The sequence below is a fragment of the Tessaracoccus pujii genome, from assembly GCF_054483895.1.
In genome coordinates this window covers 432856-451286 of the sequence record NZ_CM137012.1, presented here as the reverse complement: position 1 = coordinate 451286, position 18431 = coordinate 432856, and the positions used below count along the sequence as shown (strand labels likewise).

The 18431-nt window shown below is 69.5% G+C and carries 16 protein-coding genes; 8 read left to right on the top strand and 8 right to left on the bottom strand.

All coding sequences use genetic code 11. The features are described from left to right. Nucleotides 1-7: 7 nt before the first annotated feature. From rhaS to ACX1D0_RS02085, 3 genes are all read left to right on the top strand, one after another. Nucleotides 8-1090: a rhamnose ABC transporter substrate-binding protein gene (rhaS, locus tag ACX1D0_RS02095; RefSeq protein ID WP_459019260.1), complete on the top strand. Its 1083-nt coding sequence runs from the start codon at nucleotides 8-10 to the stop codon at nucleotides 1088-1090. 81 nt (nucleotides 1091-1171) lie between these two features. Beyond that, the gene (locus ACX1D0_RS02090) at nucleotides 1172-2596 is read left to right on the top strand and encodes an arabinose isomerase (RefSeq protein WP_459019259.1); all 1425 of its coding nucleotides are present in this window, start codon (nucleotides 1172-1174) and stop codon (nucleotides 2594-2596) included. Then, nucleotides 2589-2939: an L-rhamnose mutarotase gene (locus ACX1D0_RS02085; RefSeq protein WP_459019258.1), complete on the top strand. Its 351-nt coding sequence runs from the start codon at nucleotides 2589-2591 to the stop codon at nucleotides 2937-2939. Before ACX1D0_RS02090 ends, ACX1D0_RS02085 begins: the two co-directional genes overlap by 8 nt. A 3-nt stretch (nucleotides 2940-2942) precedes the next feature. On the opposite strand, the gene ACX1D0_RS02080 is transcribed toward ACX1D0_RS02085, so the two are convergent. The 6 genes from ACX1D0_RS02080 to ligA all read right to left on the bottom strand — a co-directional run bounded on the left by ACX1D0_RS02080 (nucleotide 2943) and on the right by ligA (nucleotide 10961). Then, nucleotides 2943-4235 carry a hypothetical protein gene (locus ACX1D0_RS02080; protein ID WP_459019257.1) on the bottom strand — a complete coding sequence of 431 codons (1293 nt, stop codon included), beginning with the start codon at nucleotides 4233-4235 and terminating at the stop codon, nucleotides 2943-2945. Continuing rightward, on the bottom strand, nucleotides 4235-6736 hold the full coding sequence (locus ACX1D0_RS02075; protein ID WP_459020361.1) for a glycoside hydrolase family 65 protein: 2502 nt from the start codon (nucleotides 6734-6736) through the stop codon (nucleotides 4235-4237). Before ACX1D0_RS02075 ends, ACX1D0_RS02080 begins: the two co-directional genes overlap by 1 nt. Continuing rightward, complete coding sequence (locus ACX1D0_RS02070; RefSeq protein ID WP_459019256.1) at nucleotides 6736-7452, bottom strand: HAD family hydrolase; 717 nt, start codon at nucleotides 7450-7452, stop codon at nucleotides 6736-6738. The genes ACX1D0_RS02075 and ACX1D0_RS02070 overlap by 1 nt, the downstream gene beginning before the upstream one ends. A 9-nt stretch (nucleotides 7453-7461) precedes the next feature. After that, nucleotides 7462-8280: an Fpg/Nei family DNA glycosylase gene (locus ACX1D0_RS02065; protein WP_459019255.1), complete on the bottom strand. Its 819-nt coding sequence runs from the start codon at nucleotides 8278-8280 to the stop codon at nucleotides 7462-7464. Nucleotides 8281-8434: 154 nt separating this feature from the next. Next, a complete protein-coding gene (locus tag ACX1D0_RS02060) occupies nucleotides 8435-8881 on the bottom strand; it encodes a ribose-5-phosphate isomerase (RefSeq protein ID WP_459019254.1) in 447 nt (148 codons plus the stop codon). 7 nt (nucleotides 8882-8888) lie between these two features. Next, nucleotides 8889-10961 (bottom strand): NAD-dependent DNA ligase LigA, encoded by a 2073-nt coding sequence (gene ligA, locus ACX1D0_RS02055; protein ID WP_459019253.1) that lies wholly within the window; start codon nucleotides 10959-10961, stop codon nucleotides 8889-8891. A 132-nt stretch (nucleotides 10962-11093) separates the two neighbouring features. Here ligA and pepN point away from each other — a divergent pair, with 132 nt between their 5' ends. Next, nucleotides 11094-13685, top strand: a complete 2592-nt coding sequence (gene pepN, locus ACX1D0_RS02050) for an aminopeptidase N (protein ID WP_459019252.1) — start codon at nucleotides 11094-11096, stop codon at nucleotides 13683-13685. A gap of 14 nt (nucleotides 13686-13699) precedes the next feature. Here the strand turns inward: pepN and ACX1D0_RS02045 are convergent, their stop codons facing one another. Further along, a complete protein-coding gene (locus ACX1D0_RS02045; RefSeq protein WP_459019251.1) occupies nucleotides 13700-13900 on the bottom strand; it encodes a hypothetical protein in 201 nt (66 codons plus the stop codon). Nucleotides 13901-13993: 93 nt separating this feature from the next. On the opposite strand from ACX1D0_RS02045, the gene pyrR reads away from it, so the two are divergent. From pyrR to ACX1D0_RS02025, 4 genes are read left to right on the top strand one after another with little or no spacing between them, the layout of a single operon-like run. Continuing rightward, nucleotides 13994-14533 carry a bifunctional pyr operon transcriptional regulator/uracil phosphoribosyltransferase PyrR gene (gene pyrR / locus ACX1D0_RS02040; protein ID WP_459019250.1) on the top strand — a complete coding sequence of 180 codons (540 nt, stop codon included), beginning with the start codon at nucleotides 13994-13996 and terminating at the stop codon, nucleotides 14531-14533. Beyond that, nucleotides 14530-15462, top strand: coding sequence for an aspartate carbamoyltransferase catalytic subunit (locus ACX1D0_RS02035; RefSeq protein WP_459019249.1), 933 nt, complete (start codon nucleotides 14530-14532; stop codon nucleotides 15460-15462). The genes pyrR and ACX1D0_RS02035 overlap by 4 nt, the downstream gene beginning before the upstream one ends. Next, on the top strand, nucleotides 15459-16727 hold the full coding sequence (locus ACX1D0_RS02030; protein WP_459019248.1) for a dihydroorotase: 1269 nt from the start codon (nucleotides 15459-15461) through the stop codon (nucleotides 16725-16727). Before ACX1D0_RS02035 ends, ACX1D0_RS02030 begins: the two co-directional genes overlap by 4 nt. A gap of 47 nt (nucleotides 16728-16774) precedes the next feature. Beyond that, the gene (locus tag ACX1D0_RS02025) at nucleotides 16775-17893 is read left to right on the top strand and encodes a glycoside hydrolase family 32 protein (RefSeq protein ID WP_459019247.1); all 1119 of its coding nucleotides are present in this window, start codon (nucleotides 16775-16777) and stop codon (nucleotides 17891-17893) included. A 3-nt stretch (nucleotides 17894-17896) separates the two neighbouring features. Here ACX1D0_RS02025 and ACX1D0_RS02020 read toward each other — a convergent pair whose 3' ends face one another. Next, nucleotides 17897-18340 (bottom strand): VOC family protein, encoded by a 444-nt coding sequence (locus ACX1D0_RS02020; RefSeq protein WP_459019246.1) that lies wholly within the window; start codon nucleotides 18338-18340, stop codon nucleotides 17897-17899. Nucleotides 18341-18431: the final 91 nt, after the last annotated feature.

The following is an 18431-nucleotide window of genomic DNA, read 5'->3' as shown; positions in this document are numbered from 1 at the left end:
ATCCACAATGACCAGAAAGCCCCTCAGCCTCGCGCTGAAGCTCGGTTCCGTCGTGGCAGCGATGTCGCTGGCGCTCACCGCCTGTGGCGGCGACACGGCGACCACGCCGACGGCCTCCGGGACGACCGACAGTGACACCACATCGTCGGCCGCGCCTGCCCCCGCCGGTGACCTCTCCATCACCTTCATCCCCAAGCAGCTCAACAACCCGTACACCGACGTCGTGCTCGGTGGCGGCGAGGCGGGCGCCGAGGAGGCCGGCTTCGCCGAGGCCAACGTCGTCGGCCCGCTCGACGCGTCCGCTTCGAGCCAGGTGTCGTTCATCAACGCCGAGACGCAGGCCGGAACCAACGTCATCGTGATCGCCGCGAACGATCCCGATGCCGTCTGCCCCGCCCTGCAGGAGGCCCGCACCGGCGGCGCCAAGATCGTGGCGTTCGACTCCGACGCCAACCCCGACTGCCGCGACGTCTTCATCAGCCAGGTCGTGGCCGAGGACGTGGCCAAGATCCAGGTTGAGATGATCGCCGAGCAGATCGGCGGCGCCGGCGAGATCGCTGTCCTGTCCGCCACGGCCAACGCCACGAACCAGAACGAGTGGATCAAGTTCATGGAGGAGGAGCTCGCCTCCAATCCCGAGTACGCGGACATCGAGTTGGTGACCAAGGTCTACGGCGACGACGACGACACCAAGTCGTTCCAGGAGGCCCAAGGTCTCATGCAGGCGTACCCCAACCTAAAGGGGATCATCTCCCCCACCACGGTCGGCATCGCAGCCACCGCGCGCTACCTGTCCACCTCTGAGTACAAGGGCAAGGTCTTCCTGACCGGCCTCGGCCTACCGAACGAGATGCGCTCCTTCGTCAAGGACGGGACCGTCTCCGAGTTCGCGCTCTGGGATCCGGCACAGCTCGGATACGTGGCCGCTTACGCCGGTTTGGCCCTTGCGGACGGCACCATGACGGGCGAGACGGGCGACACGTTCACCGCAGGCGAGATGGGCGAGCGCGAGGTCGGCGAGAACGGCGTCGTGATCGTCGGGCCCCCGGTGCGCTTCAACGCCGAGAACATCGACGAGTACGACTTCTGAGTCCCCTGGTCGGCCGGCCGCACGTTGCATCTGCATCGGCGGCCGGCCGACCACCTTTTCAGGTCCTGAAAGGAACCCCCCATGTCCCTCGCTTCTCTCCCGCTGCATACCAGGCCGGCCATGCGCATCGGCCTCGTCAGTGGCGGCCTCGGCGCCTACTGGGAGCAGTTTCCCCGCCTGCTTCCACAACTTCAGGAATGCGTGGCCCACGTAGCGTCCCGGTTCGAGGAACTCGACGCCGAGGTGATCGACGCCGGTTTCGTGTCCGATGCCCAGGATTCGGTGAAGGCCGCGGAGCAGCTGCGCGTGGCCGACTGCGACCTTGTGGTCATCTACCTCACCACCTACCTCACGTCGTCGATGGTTCTGCCCATCGCTCAACGCGTCAACGCACCCGTACTCTGCATCGACCTCCAGCCCAGCGAGCGGATGGACCACGACACCTTCGACACCGGCGACTGGCTGGCCTACTGCGGCCAGTGCCCGGTCCCCGAGGTGGCCAATGTGTTCCGCCGCGCGGGCATCGAGTTCCGCTCGGTCACCGGATGGCTGCGCCAGGACGACGCATGGGACCGGATCCTGCAGTGGGTCAAGGCTGCCGGAGCGCGATCACGCCTGCGCCGCGCCCGGCACGGCCTGCTGGGCCATGTCTACCCGGGCATGCTCGACGTGTCCACCGACCTCACCACCGTCTCCACCACGTTCGGCTCTCACGTCGAAGTGCTGGAATTCGATGACCTCCGCGAGCGGGTCAACGAGGTCAGCGACACGCAGGTGGCCGAGCGGATGGACCTGGCCCGAGACATCTTTACGCTGGCGGATTCAGTCAACGATGAGGACTTCGCCTGGGGCGCCAGGGTCTCAGTCGGCCTGGACTCCTTGGTGGCGGACTTCGACCTCGACTCCCTTGCCTACTACCACCGAGGGCTGGCCGGTGAGTACCATGAGCGGCTGGCGGCCGGGATGATCCTCGGCGCCTCTCTCCTCACGGCTCGCGGCATCCCGGCCGCTGGAGAGTACGAGCTGCGCACCTCCATCGCGATGCTGACAGCTGAGGCGCTCGGCGCCGGTGGCTCCTTCACCGAGATTCAGGCCCTCAACTACATCGACAATGTGGTGGAGATGGGTCACGACGGACCAGCACACCTCGCGATCTCCGCGCGCAAGCCTCTTCTCCGCGGACTCGGCGTTTATCACGGCAAGCGCGGCTGGGGCGTCTCTGTTGAGTTCGACGTAGCTCATGGACCGGTTACCCTGCTGGGACTGGGGCAGAACCGCGACGGCAGCTACGTGTTCACGACGTCTGAGGGGAGCGTCGTCGACGGGCCGCTGCTGAGGATCGGCAACACCACCTCGCGTGTCGACTTCGGCCGTGATCCCGGCAGATGGGTCGACGATTGGAGCCAGTCCGGCGTCGGCCATCACTGGGCCCTGTGTGTGGGACACCAATCGGCGGCTGTGCGCGCCGTCGCGTCGCTCATGGGAGTGGAGCACCGTCATGTCTGAGCGTCGCCGCTACTGTTTCGAACTGCACGTCAAGCCCGACCGCCTCGAGGAGTACGCGGCCCGGCACGCGGCGGTGTGGCCGGACATGCTGCGGGCCCTCAAGGACTCGGGCTGGCACAACTACTCGCTGTTCCTCCGGCCCGACGGGCTGCTGATCGGCTACGTGGAGTCCGATGACCTGGGCGGGGCCCAGGCGGCGATGGCCCGCACCGAGGTGAACGCGCGGTGGCAGGCGGAGATGGGTGATTTCTTCGTCGACCTCGACGTCGCGCCCGACGAGGGCTTCGTCCTGCTCGAGGAGGTCTTCAACCTCGAGGACCAGCTGGCGCGTCTGGACGGTTGAGCCTCATACGGACAACCAGGCCACATCGATGACCGACGGCTGGGCGGAGAGTTGGCACAGCAGCCGGTTCTCCGCCGCCTGGGCGTAGGCCGCCAACCGGATACCGCGCTCGGTCTCCCCCAGCCCAGCGGCATACAGCTTCGCCAACGCCACGTCGACGCCGCGCAACGGCCGCGGGTCCGTGCTGATCCGGCCGAAGCCGGTGGCGGCGAAGGCCTGGCGGCCGAGGTCGTCGAAGTCACCGATCGGCCACGAGCCCGAGGCCAGCTCGATCGGGACGAGGCCGTGCAGGGCGAGGAGGACGCCGTCGAGCCGCGACGCCCGGGACAAGGCCGCCGCTGCCGATACCGACGCCTCGCTTTCGAGGGGGAGCCCGAGCGGGCCGGCCAGCGCCGCCGCGCAAGCGATCCACGCGGTGGGCTGCTCCTGATACTGCCCCACCACCCGGTCCACGGCGTCGAGCAGGTCGTCTGAGGCCCAGGCATCCAGCATGTGACGCACCGCGACGTAGGCCCACACGTCGGTGCGCGGCGCATTCGTCATCAGTTCGCCGCGCAGGATGGCCAGGTCCCGCCACGCCCCCACCTCGACGGTGGTGAGGCCACCGGCCCCCCACACCCCCACGCGGGTGAGCCCGGGCGGAGGGAACACACTGAACTCGCCGTCGTTCTCCTCCAGGCGCACACCGTCGGGGACACTGACCGTGCCGTCCGGTGCGCTGAATTCGACTCCCTGGCCGAGCGGGACATGCCTCGACCACGGGAGCCAGGAGGCCTCCCCCGGCACCTCGAGCTCCTCTCCCGGCATCGCCTCGTAGGTCCAGGCTGCGGACAGTACCTGCCGCGGGCGCAGCATCACGGACTCCTCCAGGGGGTAGCTCACGCCCACGGCGGCCGACGGCGAGCACAGGCCCCGTCGTTGCGTGATCAGCCCTGGCCCCGCGGGTGAGCGGAGCGCGATCTCCCCTGAGGCGCCGGCCATCCAGGAGACCGGCTCGTGCAGGCCCCGGACGCGCAGGACGGGCCCGGGCACCGTCAGCACGTCCGAAGAGGTGGATTCCAGAGAGATCTCGAGCCGCAGGCGCTGACCGGAGCGCACCCGCACGCTCGCGACGACCCCCGCCTCGTGCTCGACGTCCACGCCGACGGAGTCCGCGCTGGCCCGGGGATGGCCCCACCCCTCGAGGAAGTCCACAGCCAGAGAAGACAGCCGGCCCTCGCCGAGCAACTCGAAGCCGCGAGCGCTGGTGCGCGATTCGAAGGTCTCGCGCACCGCGCCGGTCACCTCTGCTGTCATCAGTCTGAACTCGTCACTTCCTGCGGGTGGGATTCCGGCACGACTGCCCGGACCACCGACCCGTCCTCGCGGTTGGCGCCCAGCACCGGATGGCTGCCTTCGAGCGATGGTAGCCGAGGCCCCTGACCGTCCAGGGCGACGGTGGTGCGGGTTCCCGGGTGCACGGTCACGTGGTCGGTGCGGACGCTGACCTCGACTGGGCCGCCCTCCTCCACCTCGAACGAGATGGATTCCGCGCGGAGGCGCACCCGCAGCCGGGACCCGCGCACCCGCAGCGGGAAGGTGAGCGACGGCCATGCCTCGGGGAGGCGTGGATCGAACGACACCAGCCCGTTGTGGTCCCGTAGCCCGGCGAAACCGTAGATCAGGGCATTCCACACCCCGCCCGTCGAGGCGATGTGCACGCCGTCGCGGGCATTGGAGTGGAGGTCCGCGAGGTCCACGTAGAGTCCGGACAGGAAGTACTGCATGGCCATGTCCTGGTAGCCCACCTCGGCCGCGATGACCGACTGCACCACACCGGACAGCGTCGAGTCCCCCGTGGTGATCGGGTCGTAGTATTCGAAGTCGGCCCTCTTCTCCTCGGCGGTGAACTGGTCCCCCTGCAGGAACAGCGCAAGCACCACGTCGGCCTGCTTCAGCACCTGGAACCGGTAGATGACGAGCGGGTGATAGTTGAGCAGCAGCGGGCGCTTGGTCTCGGGCGTGTTCTCCAGATCCCACAGCTCCGAGGAGAGGAACTTCTCGTCCTGCGGGTGGATGCCGAAGGTCTCGTCGAAGGGCACCACCATGCCCTCGGCGCATGCCTCCCACTCATCGATCTCGGCCGGATCCAGCCTGAGTGCCTCCATGACGCGACGATAGGCGCGCTGATCGGCGGCCTCCATCTCACGCATCAGCGCCGCCGCGGACCTCAGGTTGGCCCTGGCCATGACGTTGGTGAACATGTTGTTGTTCACCACCGCGGTGTATTCGTCCGGCCCGGTGACGCCGTGGATGTGGAAGCGCTGGCTGCCGTCGGCCTCACCCCGCCAGAAGCCCAGATCCGCCCACAGCCGTGCGGTCTCCACCAGGACGGCAGCCCCGTCCCGGTACATGAACTCCGTGTCACCGGTGAGCTCGCGGTACTTGGTGAAGGCGAACGCCACGTCCGCGTCGATGTGGTACTGCGCGGTGCCGGCCGCGTAGTAGGCGGATGCCTCCTCACCTGTGATGGTGCGCCACGGGAAGAGCGCGCCGCGCTGGGACATGACGGCCGCACGCTCACGGGCCTGCGGCAACAGGTTCACGCGGAACCGCAGCGCGTTGCGGGCCATCCCGGGGGCGGTGTAGATGAGGAACGGCACCATGTAGACCTCCGTGTCCCAGAAGTAGTGCCCCTCGTAGCCCGATCCCGTCACCCCCTTCGCGGCGATCCCCATCTGGTCGCTGCGGGCAGCGGCCTGCGCCAGCTGGAACAGGCACCACCGCACGGCCTGCTGAATGTGCGGATGACCCTCCACCACGACGTCGGAGTTGAGCCAGAACTCGTCGAGCCACTGGCGCTGCACGTCGTAGTAGTGCTCGAATCCGTTGTCACGGACGCGGTCCAGCGTCCGCCGGCAGCGATCCGAGAGTTCCTTGGCCGGCACCCCACGGGACGTGTGGTACGCCACGGCCTTCCGCACCCGGATGGGGACTCCCTCGGCGGCCTTGAACCTGAAGACCTGCTGTCCCACGTCGTCTTCGGTGGAGGAGATGGATTCGACGGGGTTCTCCGTGTCGACGTGGTGGTCCGTCCCCACGGCGATGCCCATGCCGGAACGGCTGGTCCGGTACGCCATCACCATGCGCTCGCCACGGTCCCAGCGCAGCTCCGGGATCAGCACGCGGGCCGTGAACGACGACGTCCGCCGCGGGTCCCAGCCCTCCGTGTCCGCGTCGGGCCTCCGGTAGTCGGTGTAGCCGTCCTGCCTGTTGACGGTGAGCGAGCTGATCACCACAGGTGCTTCTCCCCCGGACAGGATGGTCACCTCGATCTCCAGCAGCGCGAGGTGACGGTCGGTGAAGGAGACCATGCGCGAACTGCGGATCCGCACCCGCTTCCCGGCGGGTGTGCGCCAGATCACTGTCCGGGTGAGCCGCCCAGTGCGGAAGTCCAACGTCCGCTCGTAGCCGTCGAGGTCCGCCACGGACAGGACCAGCGGCTCATCGTCGACGTAGATCTTCATCAGCTTCGTGTCCGGCACGTTGACGATGGTCTGGCCGGTGTGCGCGAACCCGAAGGCCTCCTCGGCGTGCTTGATCGGCCAGCTCTCGTGGAAGCCGTTGATGAAGGTGCCGTGCGCATAGCCAGGCCGGCCTTCCTCAGGATTCCCACGCATACCGAGGTAGCCGTTGCCGACGGCGAACAGGGTCTCCGTGGTGCCGACGTCGTCTGTGCCCGGCTCAACCTCGACGAGCCGCCACTCATCCACCGGGAAACGCATCCGGTTGAGCGGATCCGCCGCGATCTCGCGGATCATCTGGTCACCAACGTTCCGAGATCCGTCACCACGAGATGGGCGCCGGCATCCAGCAGCGCGTCCGCCCCCACGCCCCGGTCCACGCCGATCACCAGCCCGAAGTGGCCCGCGGCCCCCGCCGCGACCCCCGAGATGGCGTCCTCGACCACCACCGACTCGCTGGCCAGCGCGCCCAGCAGTGCCGCCGCGCGGACGAAGGTGTCCGGCGCCGGCTTGCCCGGCAGCGACTCCTCGCGGGCGAGGTTGCCGTCGACGATGACGGGGAAGTAGCCGATCAGCCCGGCGCCGGTCAGCACGGCTCTGGCGTTGTTCGACGACGACACGACCGCCATCCGGTGATGGCTCGCCGCGAGTTGCTCGATCAGCCGCACCGATCCTGGGTAGGCGGACACGCCGTCGCGGTCGAGGACCCTGTTGAAGGCCTCGTTCTTCCGATTCCCCAACCCGCACACGGTCTCCAGGGCCGGGTCGTCGTCGGGGGTTCCCTCCGGCAGTGTGATGCCCCGCGACGCGAGGAAGTCCCGCACCCCGTCGTAGCGCGGCTTCCCGTCGACGTAGGTGTAGTAGTCGGACTGGGTGTACGGGGCCTGCCCGGGAACACCGGCCAGGAAGCTGTTGAACATCTCGTCCCACGCGTGCACGTGGACCTCCGCGGTGGGGGTGATGACCCCGTCGAGGTCGAACAGCACGGCCGCGTAAGTGCTCCAGTCCATGGCCTGAGACTAGTGCTGCGGGACAGCCGTTCGTCGGCGTTGACACCGAGGGCACCAATAGAGATTCCGGCCCTCCAGGACAACCGTGCGGATCTCGCCGCCGCACACCAGGCACGGCTGGCCGGCGCGACGGTAGACGTAGACCTCGCCCCCGTGCCGGTCCACCCGGGGGTCGCGGCCCTGGGCGTCCGGGCCATGCTGGTCCCGAACGGTGTCGATGCGGCCGTGCTCGACCGCGTACTCCATGAGCCCCACCAGATCTGCCCACAGGGTGAGCCAGGTGCGCTCGTCGATCCGGGTGCCGGGCACGGTGGGATCGAGGCGGTGCCGGTACAGCACCTCCGCCCGGAAGATGTTGCCCACGCCGGCGGCAACGCGCTGATCCATGAGGAGCGCGGCGATCGACTTGCCGGAGCGACGCAGCCTGGCGTAGCCCTTGGCGGGGTCCGCGTCGGCGCGCAGCGGGTCGGGCCCGCTCGCCTCCACCACGGCCTCGCGTTCGGCGGGGGTGATGGTGCGGCACCACTGCGGCCCGCGGAGGTCGGCGGCGGTGACGCCGTCGTCGATGCGCAGGCGCACCTGCCCCCGCGGCGAGGCGAGGGGTTCGAGCTGCAGCTTGCCGATCAGCCCGAGGTGAATGTGGACGACATCGCCGGTGGCGAAGTCGATGAACAGATGTTTGCCCACCGCCTCACCTCGATCCAGCACCGCGCCGTCGAGGCCTGCCGCGTCGAAGCGACCCTGCGGCGACGACACGGACACCGGCCGGCCGCCGAACGTGTCGGTCAGGGCGCCGGCGAGTCGGTGGATGACGTGACCCTCGGGCATCGCCCCAGCCTAACCCGGGTCTAGCATGGCCCCATGAGCGAGGAGCAGGGCCGCCGCGAGTTCGGCCGCGACGGGATCTCGGGCCTGGTGGACCGCCACCGCGCCCTGAGGGTACGGCTCCTCTCGCGCCCACGCCGCGACGCCGAGCCGGAGATCAGCGAGCCTCGTACTCCGCCAGCTGGTCGATCCGACGCTGGTGGCGCTCGTCGCCGCTGAACGCCGTGGCCAGGAAGGTGGCGACGATCTCGTAGCCCGCCTCGAGGCTCTGCATCCGGCCACCCAGGGCGATGACGTTGGCGTCGTTGTGCTCGCGGGTGAGGCGAGCCAGTTCCACATTGTTGGCGAGCGCGGCCCTGATGCCCTTCACCTTGTTGGCGGCGATCTGCTCACCGTTGCCGGAGCCGCCGAGCACGATCCCCAGGGAACCCGGCTCCGCGACCACCGCCTCCGCGCACGGGATGATCAGCGGCGGGTAGTCGTCGAGCGCCTCGTAGGTGTGTGCGCCGTGGTCGACGACGTCGTGGCCGTCGGCGCGCAGGCGCTCCACGAGGTAGTTCTTCAGCTCGAACGCAGCATGGTCGGTGGCAATGTGGACTCGCATGGGGCAACTATTCCACCCCGGCGGGACCTTCCCGCAGGAGGGCCATGAAGCCGGACTCGTCGAGGATCCGCACGCCCAACTGCTCCGCCTTCGCCGCCTTGGATCCCGCGTTGTCCCCGATCACGACGAAATCCGTGTTCTTGCTGACGGAGCCGGCGGCCTTGCCGCCGCGGCTGAGGATGGCCTCCTTCGCCTCGTCGCGCGAGAATCCCTGCAGCGTGCCGGTGACGACCACGGTGAGTCCCTCCAGCGTGCGCGGCGCAGACTCGTCCACCTCGTCGGCCATCCGGACGCCGGACGCGGCCCAGGCCTCGACGATGTCCCGGTGCCAGTCCACGCCGAACCAGGCGGTAATGGACTCCGCGATCACCCGCCCCACGCCGTCCGCCGACGCGAGCTCGTCGAGGGACGCCGCGCGGATGGCCTCCATGGATCCGAACCGGGCCGCCAGCGATCGCGCGGCCGTGGGCCCCACGTGACGGATGGACAGCGCGACGATCACCCTCCACAGTGGCTGGGACTTCACGGCCTCAAGGTTCGCCAGCAGCTTCTCCCCCTGCGCCGACAGCACGCGCGCGTCGCGGCCCGCCCGGGTGTACAGGTCCGTGCGCAGGAGGTCCTCAGCGGTGAGCGTGAACAGCGCGCCCTCGTCGGTGAGCAGGCCGGTGGCGAGGAGCTCTCCGGCGCCCTCCCAGCCCAGGGCCTCGATGTCGAAGGCTCCCCGCGAGGCGAGCGCGAACAGCCGCTCCCGTAGCTGGCTCGGGCAGCTCCGCGAGTTGGGGCAGCGAATGTCCTTGTCCGTCTCCTTCTCCGGGCGCAACTCGGTCCCGCAGGACGGGCAGAGAGACGGCATGACGAACGGCCGCTGGGTGCCGTCGCGGAGCGCGACGACGGGGGCCACGATCTCGGGGATCACGTCCCCCGCCTTCCGCAGGACCACCGTGTCGCCGATGAGCACGCCCTTGCGCTCCACCTCGAACGCGTTGTGCAGCGTGGCCATCTCCACCGTCGACCCGCTGACGAACACCGGTTCCATCACCCCGTACGGCGTGACCCGACCCGTGCGGCCCACGTTGACGCGGATGTCCAGCAGCTTCGTGGTGACCTCCTCCGGCGGAAACTTGTACGCGATCGCCCAGCGGGGCGCGCGCGACGTGGCGCCCAGCCGATCCTGCTCGGCGAGGTTGTCCACCTTGACGACGATGCCGTCGATCTCATGGCTCAGGTCATGGCGGTGCTCGCCATGGTGGCGCACGAACGCCGCGACCTCGCGCGGGGAGGACACGACGGTGAAGGTGTCCGGCACGGGCAACCCCCACTCCCCCAGACGGGCGTACGCCTGACTCTGGTGCGTGAACTCGATGCCCTCGACGGCGCCGATGCCGTGGACCAGCATGCGCAGCGGCCGCGACGCCGACACGGCCGGGTTCTTCTGCCGCAGCGAGCCGGCCGCCGCGTTGCGTGGATTCGCGAAGGGGGGCTTACCCGCCTCCACCAGGCTCGCGTTCAGCTCCTCGAAGCCGGAGACGGGGAAGAACACCTCGCCGCGCACCTCCAGGACTGCCGGCACGTCTCCGGTGAGGCGTTGCGGGACGCCGCTGATGGTGACGACGTTGGGAGTCACGTCCTCCCCCACCCGCCCGTCGCCGCGGGTGGCCGCGACCGTGAGCCTCCCGTCGAGGTACAGCAGGTTGACGGCCAGGCCATCGATCTTGAGCTCGCACAGGTACTGCTCGGCAGGTGTGCGGGCGAGCCAGGCGGTGAGTTCCTCGTCCGAGAACACGTTGTCCAGCGACATCAGCCGACGGCGGTGCTGCACGGGTGCGAAGTCCGTCACCTGCGCCGCCCCGACCCGTTGGGTGACGGAGTCGGGTGTCACCAGAGACGGATGCTCGACTTCGAGGGCGGCCAGGTCCCGCATCGCCTCGTCGTACTCCGCGTCCGACATGGTGGGGGAATCGGCCCCGTAGTAGGCGTCCTGAGCCTCGGCCAGGAGAGTGTTGAGCTCCGTCCACCGGCGCCGCAACGCAGGGGAGGTCACCCCCGATTCGGCCCCGACGTGCTCGCTCATGAGCCCCATCGTTCCACACGCCCACGACGCTTCCACGGCACATTCGGGGCGGAAATCCCACCCCTGCGACCGGTTGCATAGAACAATGAGGCGCAGTGAGGCGCCGATGCGGCGTCGCAGAACCATCACTAGGAGCACTCCATGGCCACGGCGAACATCACTCGCGACGAAGCGACCGCCCGGTCGCGGGTCATCTCGACAGTGGCGTACCGGGTCACCGTCGACCTCACCGGCCGAGAGGTCGGGGAGCCGGAGAGGAGCTTCGTCTCCACCACCGAGCTCTCACTGGCCGCCCACGGCGGGGAGACGCACCTGGACCTCATCGCCGAGGAGGTCCGCGAGGCGTCGTTGGACGGCGTGCCCTTCGACGCCTCGGCGTTCGACGGCTACCGCCTGCCGCTGCCTCCGCTCACGGAGGGACCCCACGAGATCCGGATCGTCGCCGTGTGCCGGTACTCCAACACGGGCGAGGGCCTGCACCGCTTCGTCGACCCTGCCGACGGCCGGACCTACCTCTACACCCAGTTCGAGGCGGCCGACGCGCGGCGCATGTACGCCACCGCCGAGCAGCCGGACCAGAAGGCCACCTTCCAGCTCACCGTGCTCGCCCCCAGCGAGTGGCTGGTGTTCACCAACGCGCCCAGCGTGGCACCCTCCGATATCGGCGACGGGTTCGGCCGGTTCGAGCACGCACCCACGCCGCGGATCTCCACCTACATCACCGCGTTGGTGGCGGGCGAGTTCCACGTGCAGCGCGGCGTGATCGCCTCCGCAGCCGGTGAGGTGCCCGCCTCCGTCGCCTGCCGGCAGTCGCTGGCGCAGTATCTGGATGTCGACCGGATCCTCACCACCACGCAGCGCGGGTTCGAGGTGTTCGAGAACGCGTTCGGGGTTGCCTACCCGTTCGGCACCTACGACCAGATCTTCGTGCCCGAATTCAACGCCGGCGCCATGGAGAACGCGGGCTGCGTCACGTTCCGCGACGAGTACCTCTTCCGGTCCCGGGTGACCAGCCGCGAGCTCGACGCCCGCGACAACACGATCCTGCACGAGCTGGCGCACATGTGGTTCGGCGACCTGGTGACCATGCGCTGGTGGGACGACCTCTGGCTGAACGAGTCGTTCGCCGAATGGGCCTCGCACTTCGCCAACAACGAGATCGCGAAGGCCTTCGACACCGGCGCGGACCCGTGGGCCTCGTTCAGCAACGAGCGCAAGGCCTGGGCCTACCTGCAGGACCAGCTGTCCACCACGCACCCCATCGCGGCGGACATGTCGGACCTGGAGAAGGTGGAGCAGAACTTCGACGGCATCACCTACGCCAAGGGCGCCTCCGTGCTGAAGCTGCTCGTCTCGCTCGTGGGCAGCGACGCATTCCTCGCCGGCGTGACCCAGTACTTCCGCAAGCACGCCTACGGCAACACCGAGCTCTCGGATCTGCTGGACGAGTTGGAGGCCGCCTCCGGACGCGACCTGTCCTGGTTCTCGGCCCAGTGGCTGGAGACCTCGGGGGTCAACACGCTGGCACCGGACTTCGACGTCGACGACGAAGGCCGGTTCACGCGGTTCGCGGTGCAGCAGACCGCCCACCCGGGGTGGCCCACGCTGCGCACCCACCGCCTCGGCATCGGCCTCTACTCGCTCGATGACGACGGTTCTCTCACGCGCCGGCACTACCGCGAGGTCGACGTCGACGGTGAGAGCACGGACCTGCCTGAGCTGGTCGGTGCCGAGCGGGGCGACGTGGTGCTGCTCAACGACGGCGACCTCACCTACGCCAAGGTGCGCCTCGACGCGGAGTCCTCACGCGTGTTGGTGGCTCACATCGGCGACCTGAGGGATCCCCTGGCGCGCGCGGTCGCGTTCACGTCGTTCTGGGAGATGACGCGCGACGCCGAACTGCGGGCCCAGGACTACGTGCAGTTGGCGCTGGCGGGGCTCCCGACCGAGCGGGACATGGCGGCCGTGTCCACGCTGCTGGGTCAGGCGGTCACGGCCTCCCTGGCGTTCACCGCACCCGAGCTGCGCGCCGAGGCCAACATCAAGCTCGTCGCCGGGCTGGCCCGCCTGCTCAAGGGCAGCGCCGCCGGTTCCGACGAGCAGGTGCTCATCGCCAAGGCGCTCATCGCCAGCATCCGGGCGGCCGAGGGCGTTGATCTGCTCAAGGGCTGGCTCGTCGGGGAGGAGGTGCCCGAGGGCCTGGCCATCGACACGGGGATGCGCTGGGCCATCACGGCGGCGCTGGCCAAGCTGGGCGCCATCGGCGAGGTCGAGATCGCCGCCGAGCTAGAGCGAGACAAGACGTCCGCGGGGGCCGAGCAGGCCGCAGGCGCCGGGGCGTCCCTGCCCACCGTCGAGGCGAAGATCGAGGCCTGGACCCGCGCCACTGACGACCCGTCGATCCCCAACGAGACCCATCGCGCCCTGTGCATGGGGTTCTGGCGCTACGGCCAGGAGGAGGTGCTCGAGCCCTACCCCGCTGCCTACCTGGACCTGCTGGGCAAGATCTCACGCCGCGAAGGCACCTGGGCGGATCGCGGCTACGCGACCATCGGCACGGCCCTGCGCTGGCTGTTCCCCACGCCGCTGGCCGACGAGGATCTGGTGGCCACCATCGAGGCCTGGCTCGCCGACAACGAGCCCAGCGAGCAGGTCAGGCGCGCGGTGACTGAGCGCCTCGACGAGGCCAAGCGGGCGCTCCGCGCGCAGGCCAGAAGCCTCGCGGCTCACTGACGCCTCCAGGGGGATCAGGCCTTGCGGACCGGCTCCAGCTCGGTGCGGGCCTGTTCCTCGCGCTGTCGGCGGGCGAGCTTCGGCCCGAAGGCGAGCAGCGCGACGACCGCCCCGAAGGCCAGAGGGCCGATGACGGTCAGCATGAGCAGGGTCAGATCCGACGCGGGCTCCGGCTGGGGCCAGCCCGGGAGGACCTCAAGGGGGAGCAGAATCATGGGGGCACTGTATCCGATGGCACCTACTGCGGACAGACCTCCCGCCGCGCCCCGGCACCCGTGCGGTAGATTTCCCACGGACCAGGAGGTGCGATGGAACGAGCCCCACGGACGGTGCTGACCGCAGACGAGATGGCTTACGCGTTGACCCGCATGACCCACGAGATCCTCGAGCGCAACCACGGAGGCGACGGCGTGCTCCTCCTCGGGATCCTCACCCGCGGCGCTCCGTTGGCCGAGCGGATCGCGGCGGTCGCGGAGCAGCAGGGGCACCACCTGCCCGTCGGCAGGCTCGACATCACCATGTACCGCGACGACCTGCGCGCCCAGCCCACCCGGCCGGTGGGGCGCACCGTTCTGCCGGAGAGCGTCGACGGCAAGGTGGTGGTGCTCGTCGACGACGTGCTCTACTCCGGCCGGACCGTCCAGGCCGCGCTGCACGCCTTGGCGGACCTCGGACGCCCCCGCGCCATCCAACTGGTCACGCTCGTCGACCGGGGGCATCGGGAGCTGCCCATCCAGGCCGACGTCGTGGGCAAGCACCTGCCCACCGCGCGGGACGAGCGGGTGCGCGTGGCCGTGCGGGAATTGGACGGCGAAGACCTGGTCACGATCGAACGGACGGCCCCGTGAAGCACCTGCTCAGCATCGCCGACCTCAGCGTCGAGGAGATCACCTCCATCCTGGAGCTGGCCGAGGAGATGCACGACGTGCAGAGCCGGCCCATCAAGAAGCTGCCGGCACTGCGCGGTCGCACCGTCGTCAATCTCTTCTTCGAGGACTCCACCCGAACCCGCTCGTCGTTCGAGCTGGCCGCGAAGTGGCTCTCGGCGGACGCGATCAACGTCTCGGCGAAGGGCTCGTCGGTGTCCAAGGGCGAGTCGATGCGCGACACGCTCCTCACCCTCGACGCGATGGGCGTCGACGCGATCATCATGCGCCACGCCGGGTCCGGGGCCGTGCGCCAGGCCGCCGGCTGGGTACGGGCCTCGATGATCAACGCCGGCGACGGCATGCACGAGCACCCCACCCAGGCGCTGCTGGACGCCCACGCGATGCGGCGGCATCTGGCCGGGCACGGCCTGGGCGAGCTCGCCGGCAAGCGCGTCGCGATCACCGGCGACCTGCTCCACTCGCGCGTGGTGCGCTCCAACGTGCTGCTGATGGCCAAGCTCGGCGCCTCCGTCGTGCTGGTCGCGCCGCCCACCCTGCTGCCGCCCGGCGTGGAGACGTGGGGCGTGGACGTCAGCCACGAGCTCGACCCGGTGTTGGCGGAGGCGGACGTGGTGATGATGCTGCGCGTGCAGCGGGAGCGCATGAGCGGCGGATTCTTCCCCTCGGAACGCGAGTACATCGACGGCTACGGCCTCACGCCGCGTCGGCTGGCCATGCTCAAGGACACCGCCTGTATCGCGCACCCCGGACCGATGAACCGCGGCCTGGAGATCTCGTCGGCAGCAGCCGACTCGGCGCGCTCCATCATCCTCGACCAGGTCTCGTCCGGGGTCGCGGTGCGGATGAGCGTGCTCTACCACCTGCTCGCAGGAGAGGAACAGAGATGACGGCAACCGTGCTCCGTGGGGTACAGCTCCCCGACGGCACCCGCAGCGACCTCGTCATGCAGGACGGAGTCTTCGTCGACTCAGCGCCCCGGGAGGCCACCGTCGTCGACTGCGACGGCCTGCTGGCGCTGCCCGGCCTGGTCGACGTGCACACGCACCTGCGGGAGCCGGGTCGGGAGGACACGGAGACCGTGCTGAGCGGCTCGCGGGCCGCCGCCCGCGGCGGGTTCACCGCCGTCCTGGCCATGGCCAACCTCACCCCGGTCACCGACACCGCCGAACGGGCCGAGCACGTGCACGGCCTCGGTGTCGCGGCGGGGCTGGTGGACGTGGCGGTCATCGGGGCCATCTCGAAGGGCCTCCGCGGCGAGGAACTGGCCGAGCTCGGCCTGATGAACCGCTCCCGAGCCCGGGTCACCGTGTTCTCCGACGACGGCATGTGCGTCCAGAACGCTGCGCTGATGCGGCGGGCGCTGGAGTGGGTCAAGCCGTTCGGTGGGGTGATCGCCCAGCACTCGCAGGACTCCAACCTCGCCGGGCCGGGTGCGTGCTGCCACGAGGGCGAGCTGTCCGGACGCCTCGGGCTGGGTGGCTGGCCGCCCGTGGCCGAGGCCACGATCATCGCCCGCGACGCGATGCTCGCCGAGGCGACGGGGTCGCGGCTGCACGTGTGCCACGTCACCAGCGCCGAGGGCGTCGACGTGGTGCGCTGGGCGAAGGCGCGCGGCATCGACGTCACCGCCGAGGTGACCCCGCACCACCTGCTGCTCGGCACCGAGGAGTTGGTGAACTACGACACCGTCTACAAGGTCAATCCCCCGCTGCGCACGTCGGAGCACATCGAGGCCCTGCGCGCGGCGTTGGCCGACGGCACCATCGACGTGGTGGGCACCGACCATGCCCCGCACGCGCCCCAGGACAAGGACCACGCGTTCATCGACGCCAAGCCGGGCATGCTCGGACTCGAGCAGGCACTGTCCGCAGTGATGGAGACGATGGTGCTGACCGGCCGGATGGACTGGGCGTCGGTAGCCGAGCGCATGAGCCATGCCCCCGCCCGGATCGCGCGGCTCGCCGGTCAGGGGCGGCCCCTCGCCGTGGGCGAGCCCGCCAACGTGGTGCTGGTGGACCCTGCGCGGCGTTCGACGGTGGATCGCAACGCCTCCGCGTCCTTGAGCCGCAACAACCCGTACCACGGGCGCGACCTCCCGGACCCCGTCGAGGCCACGTTCCTGCGCGGGCGGGAGACCTTCCGGAGGGCTTGACGGGCGGTCGCGGCACGACGCCCCGCCGTTCGCTCTAGGCTCGGCGTATGAGGTTCCACTACCGCTCCCCCGGCGGCTGGTTGAACGACCCGCACGGGATCGTCCACCGGCCGGACGGCTACCACCTGTTCCACCAACACGCACCGTCGTCGACTGCATGGGACAAGGGCATTCACTGGGGACACGCCGTCGGCGAGGACCTCGTCAGCCTGAGTTATGTGGGCTCGGCCCTGGAGCCGGGAGACGGAGACGAGGGCGTCTGGACGGGGTGCATCGTCGTGGACGAACGCGGCCCGATCGCCTACTACACCTCGGCCCGCGAACCCGTGCTGGGGTGGGCCGTGATCCGCACCGCTCGGCCGCTCGATGACGGGTTGCGCGCCTGGGCCAAGGGCCCGGTCGTCGCGGAGAAGCCGGAGGGCCTCGGCATCAAGGACTTCCGCGACCCCTTCGTCCTGCGCGACGGCGATCTCTGGCGCATGATGGTGGGCTCGGATTCCGCGTCGGGGCACGCCATGATGCACGGGTATGTCTCAACCGACGGCGAGACCTGGACCTACGACGGCGTGGCGCTCAGCCGCCACAAGGACGAGACCGACGGCGCCTGGATGGGCGCCCTGTGGGAGTGCCCGCAGGTGATCGAGGTGGACGGCACCTGGGTGATGCTCACCTCGGTGTGGGAGAACGGAGAGCTGCACTACGCCGGCTACGCGCTGGGAGACTTCAGCGGCGGGCGTTTCACCGCCCGGTCCTGGGGTCGCCTCAGCTACGGCACCTACTACGCGCCCACCGTCTTCCGCGACGCCGAAGGGCGGCCCTGCATGATGTCGTGGATGCGTGAGGTAAGTGGCGACGGCTGGACTGGCTGCCTGTCGATCCCCTATGTGCTGAGCGTGGTGGACGGCCGGCTCATTGCGACCCCGCATCCGGACCTTGGCCGTCACGCCTCTCCGGGGACGGCAGAGCGCTTCACGTGGATGCCGGAGGGGCTGCTCGAACCCGCCGAGGGCGTGCGCCTGGAGGCAGTCGACGGGGAGCTTCGCCTCTGCACGCCCGCGATCACGGCCGCCATGCCCTACGACGGCGACGCCGTCGAGGTGGTGCTGGATGACGAGGTCATCGAAGTGATCGGAGGCCGCGGAATCCTCGGAGGGCCTACGCGCTGACGGTCACTCGACGTGGCCGGCGGCCAGCAACCTGCGGAGTTCGATCCGTCGCATGGTGAGGAGTTCGCGCCTCACGTGCCCGCCCCATTCGGGATCCGCCATGAGCGTGGGGAGCTCGGCCGGGAGGATCTGCCAGGACACGCCGAACTCGTCGCGCAGCCACCCGCAGGCCTGTTGCTCGCCGGACTCGCCGATCAGGGCGTCGGAGAAGGTGTCGATCTGTTCCTGCGTGTCACAGGGGACCTGGAACGAGATGGCCTCGCTGGGCGCGACCCGGGCGCCGTTCATGGCGGTGAAGTGGCACCCGAGGACGGTGAAATCCACCATCAGCACAGCACCGTCCGGCCCCAGCTGCACACGGGGCGGCATCCCGCCGAAGATCTCGACGTAGCGCGTGGCCGCGCGCTCCGCCTCGGTAGCAAACCAGAGCGTGGTCGTGAGGCGCATGACGGATCCAATCGACTTGGTGCCGGGTTGCAGTCGATTTTGCCAGATGGGCTCGTCCGGGGTGTCGACGGGGACGGAAGTCCCTTCGTCG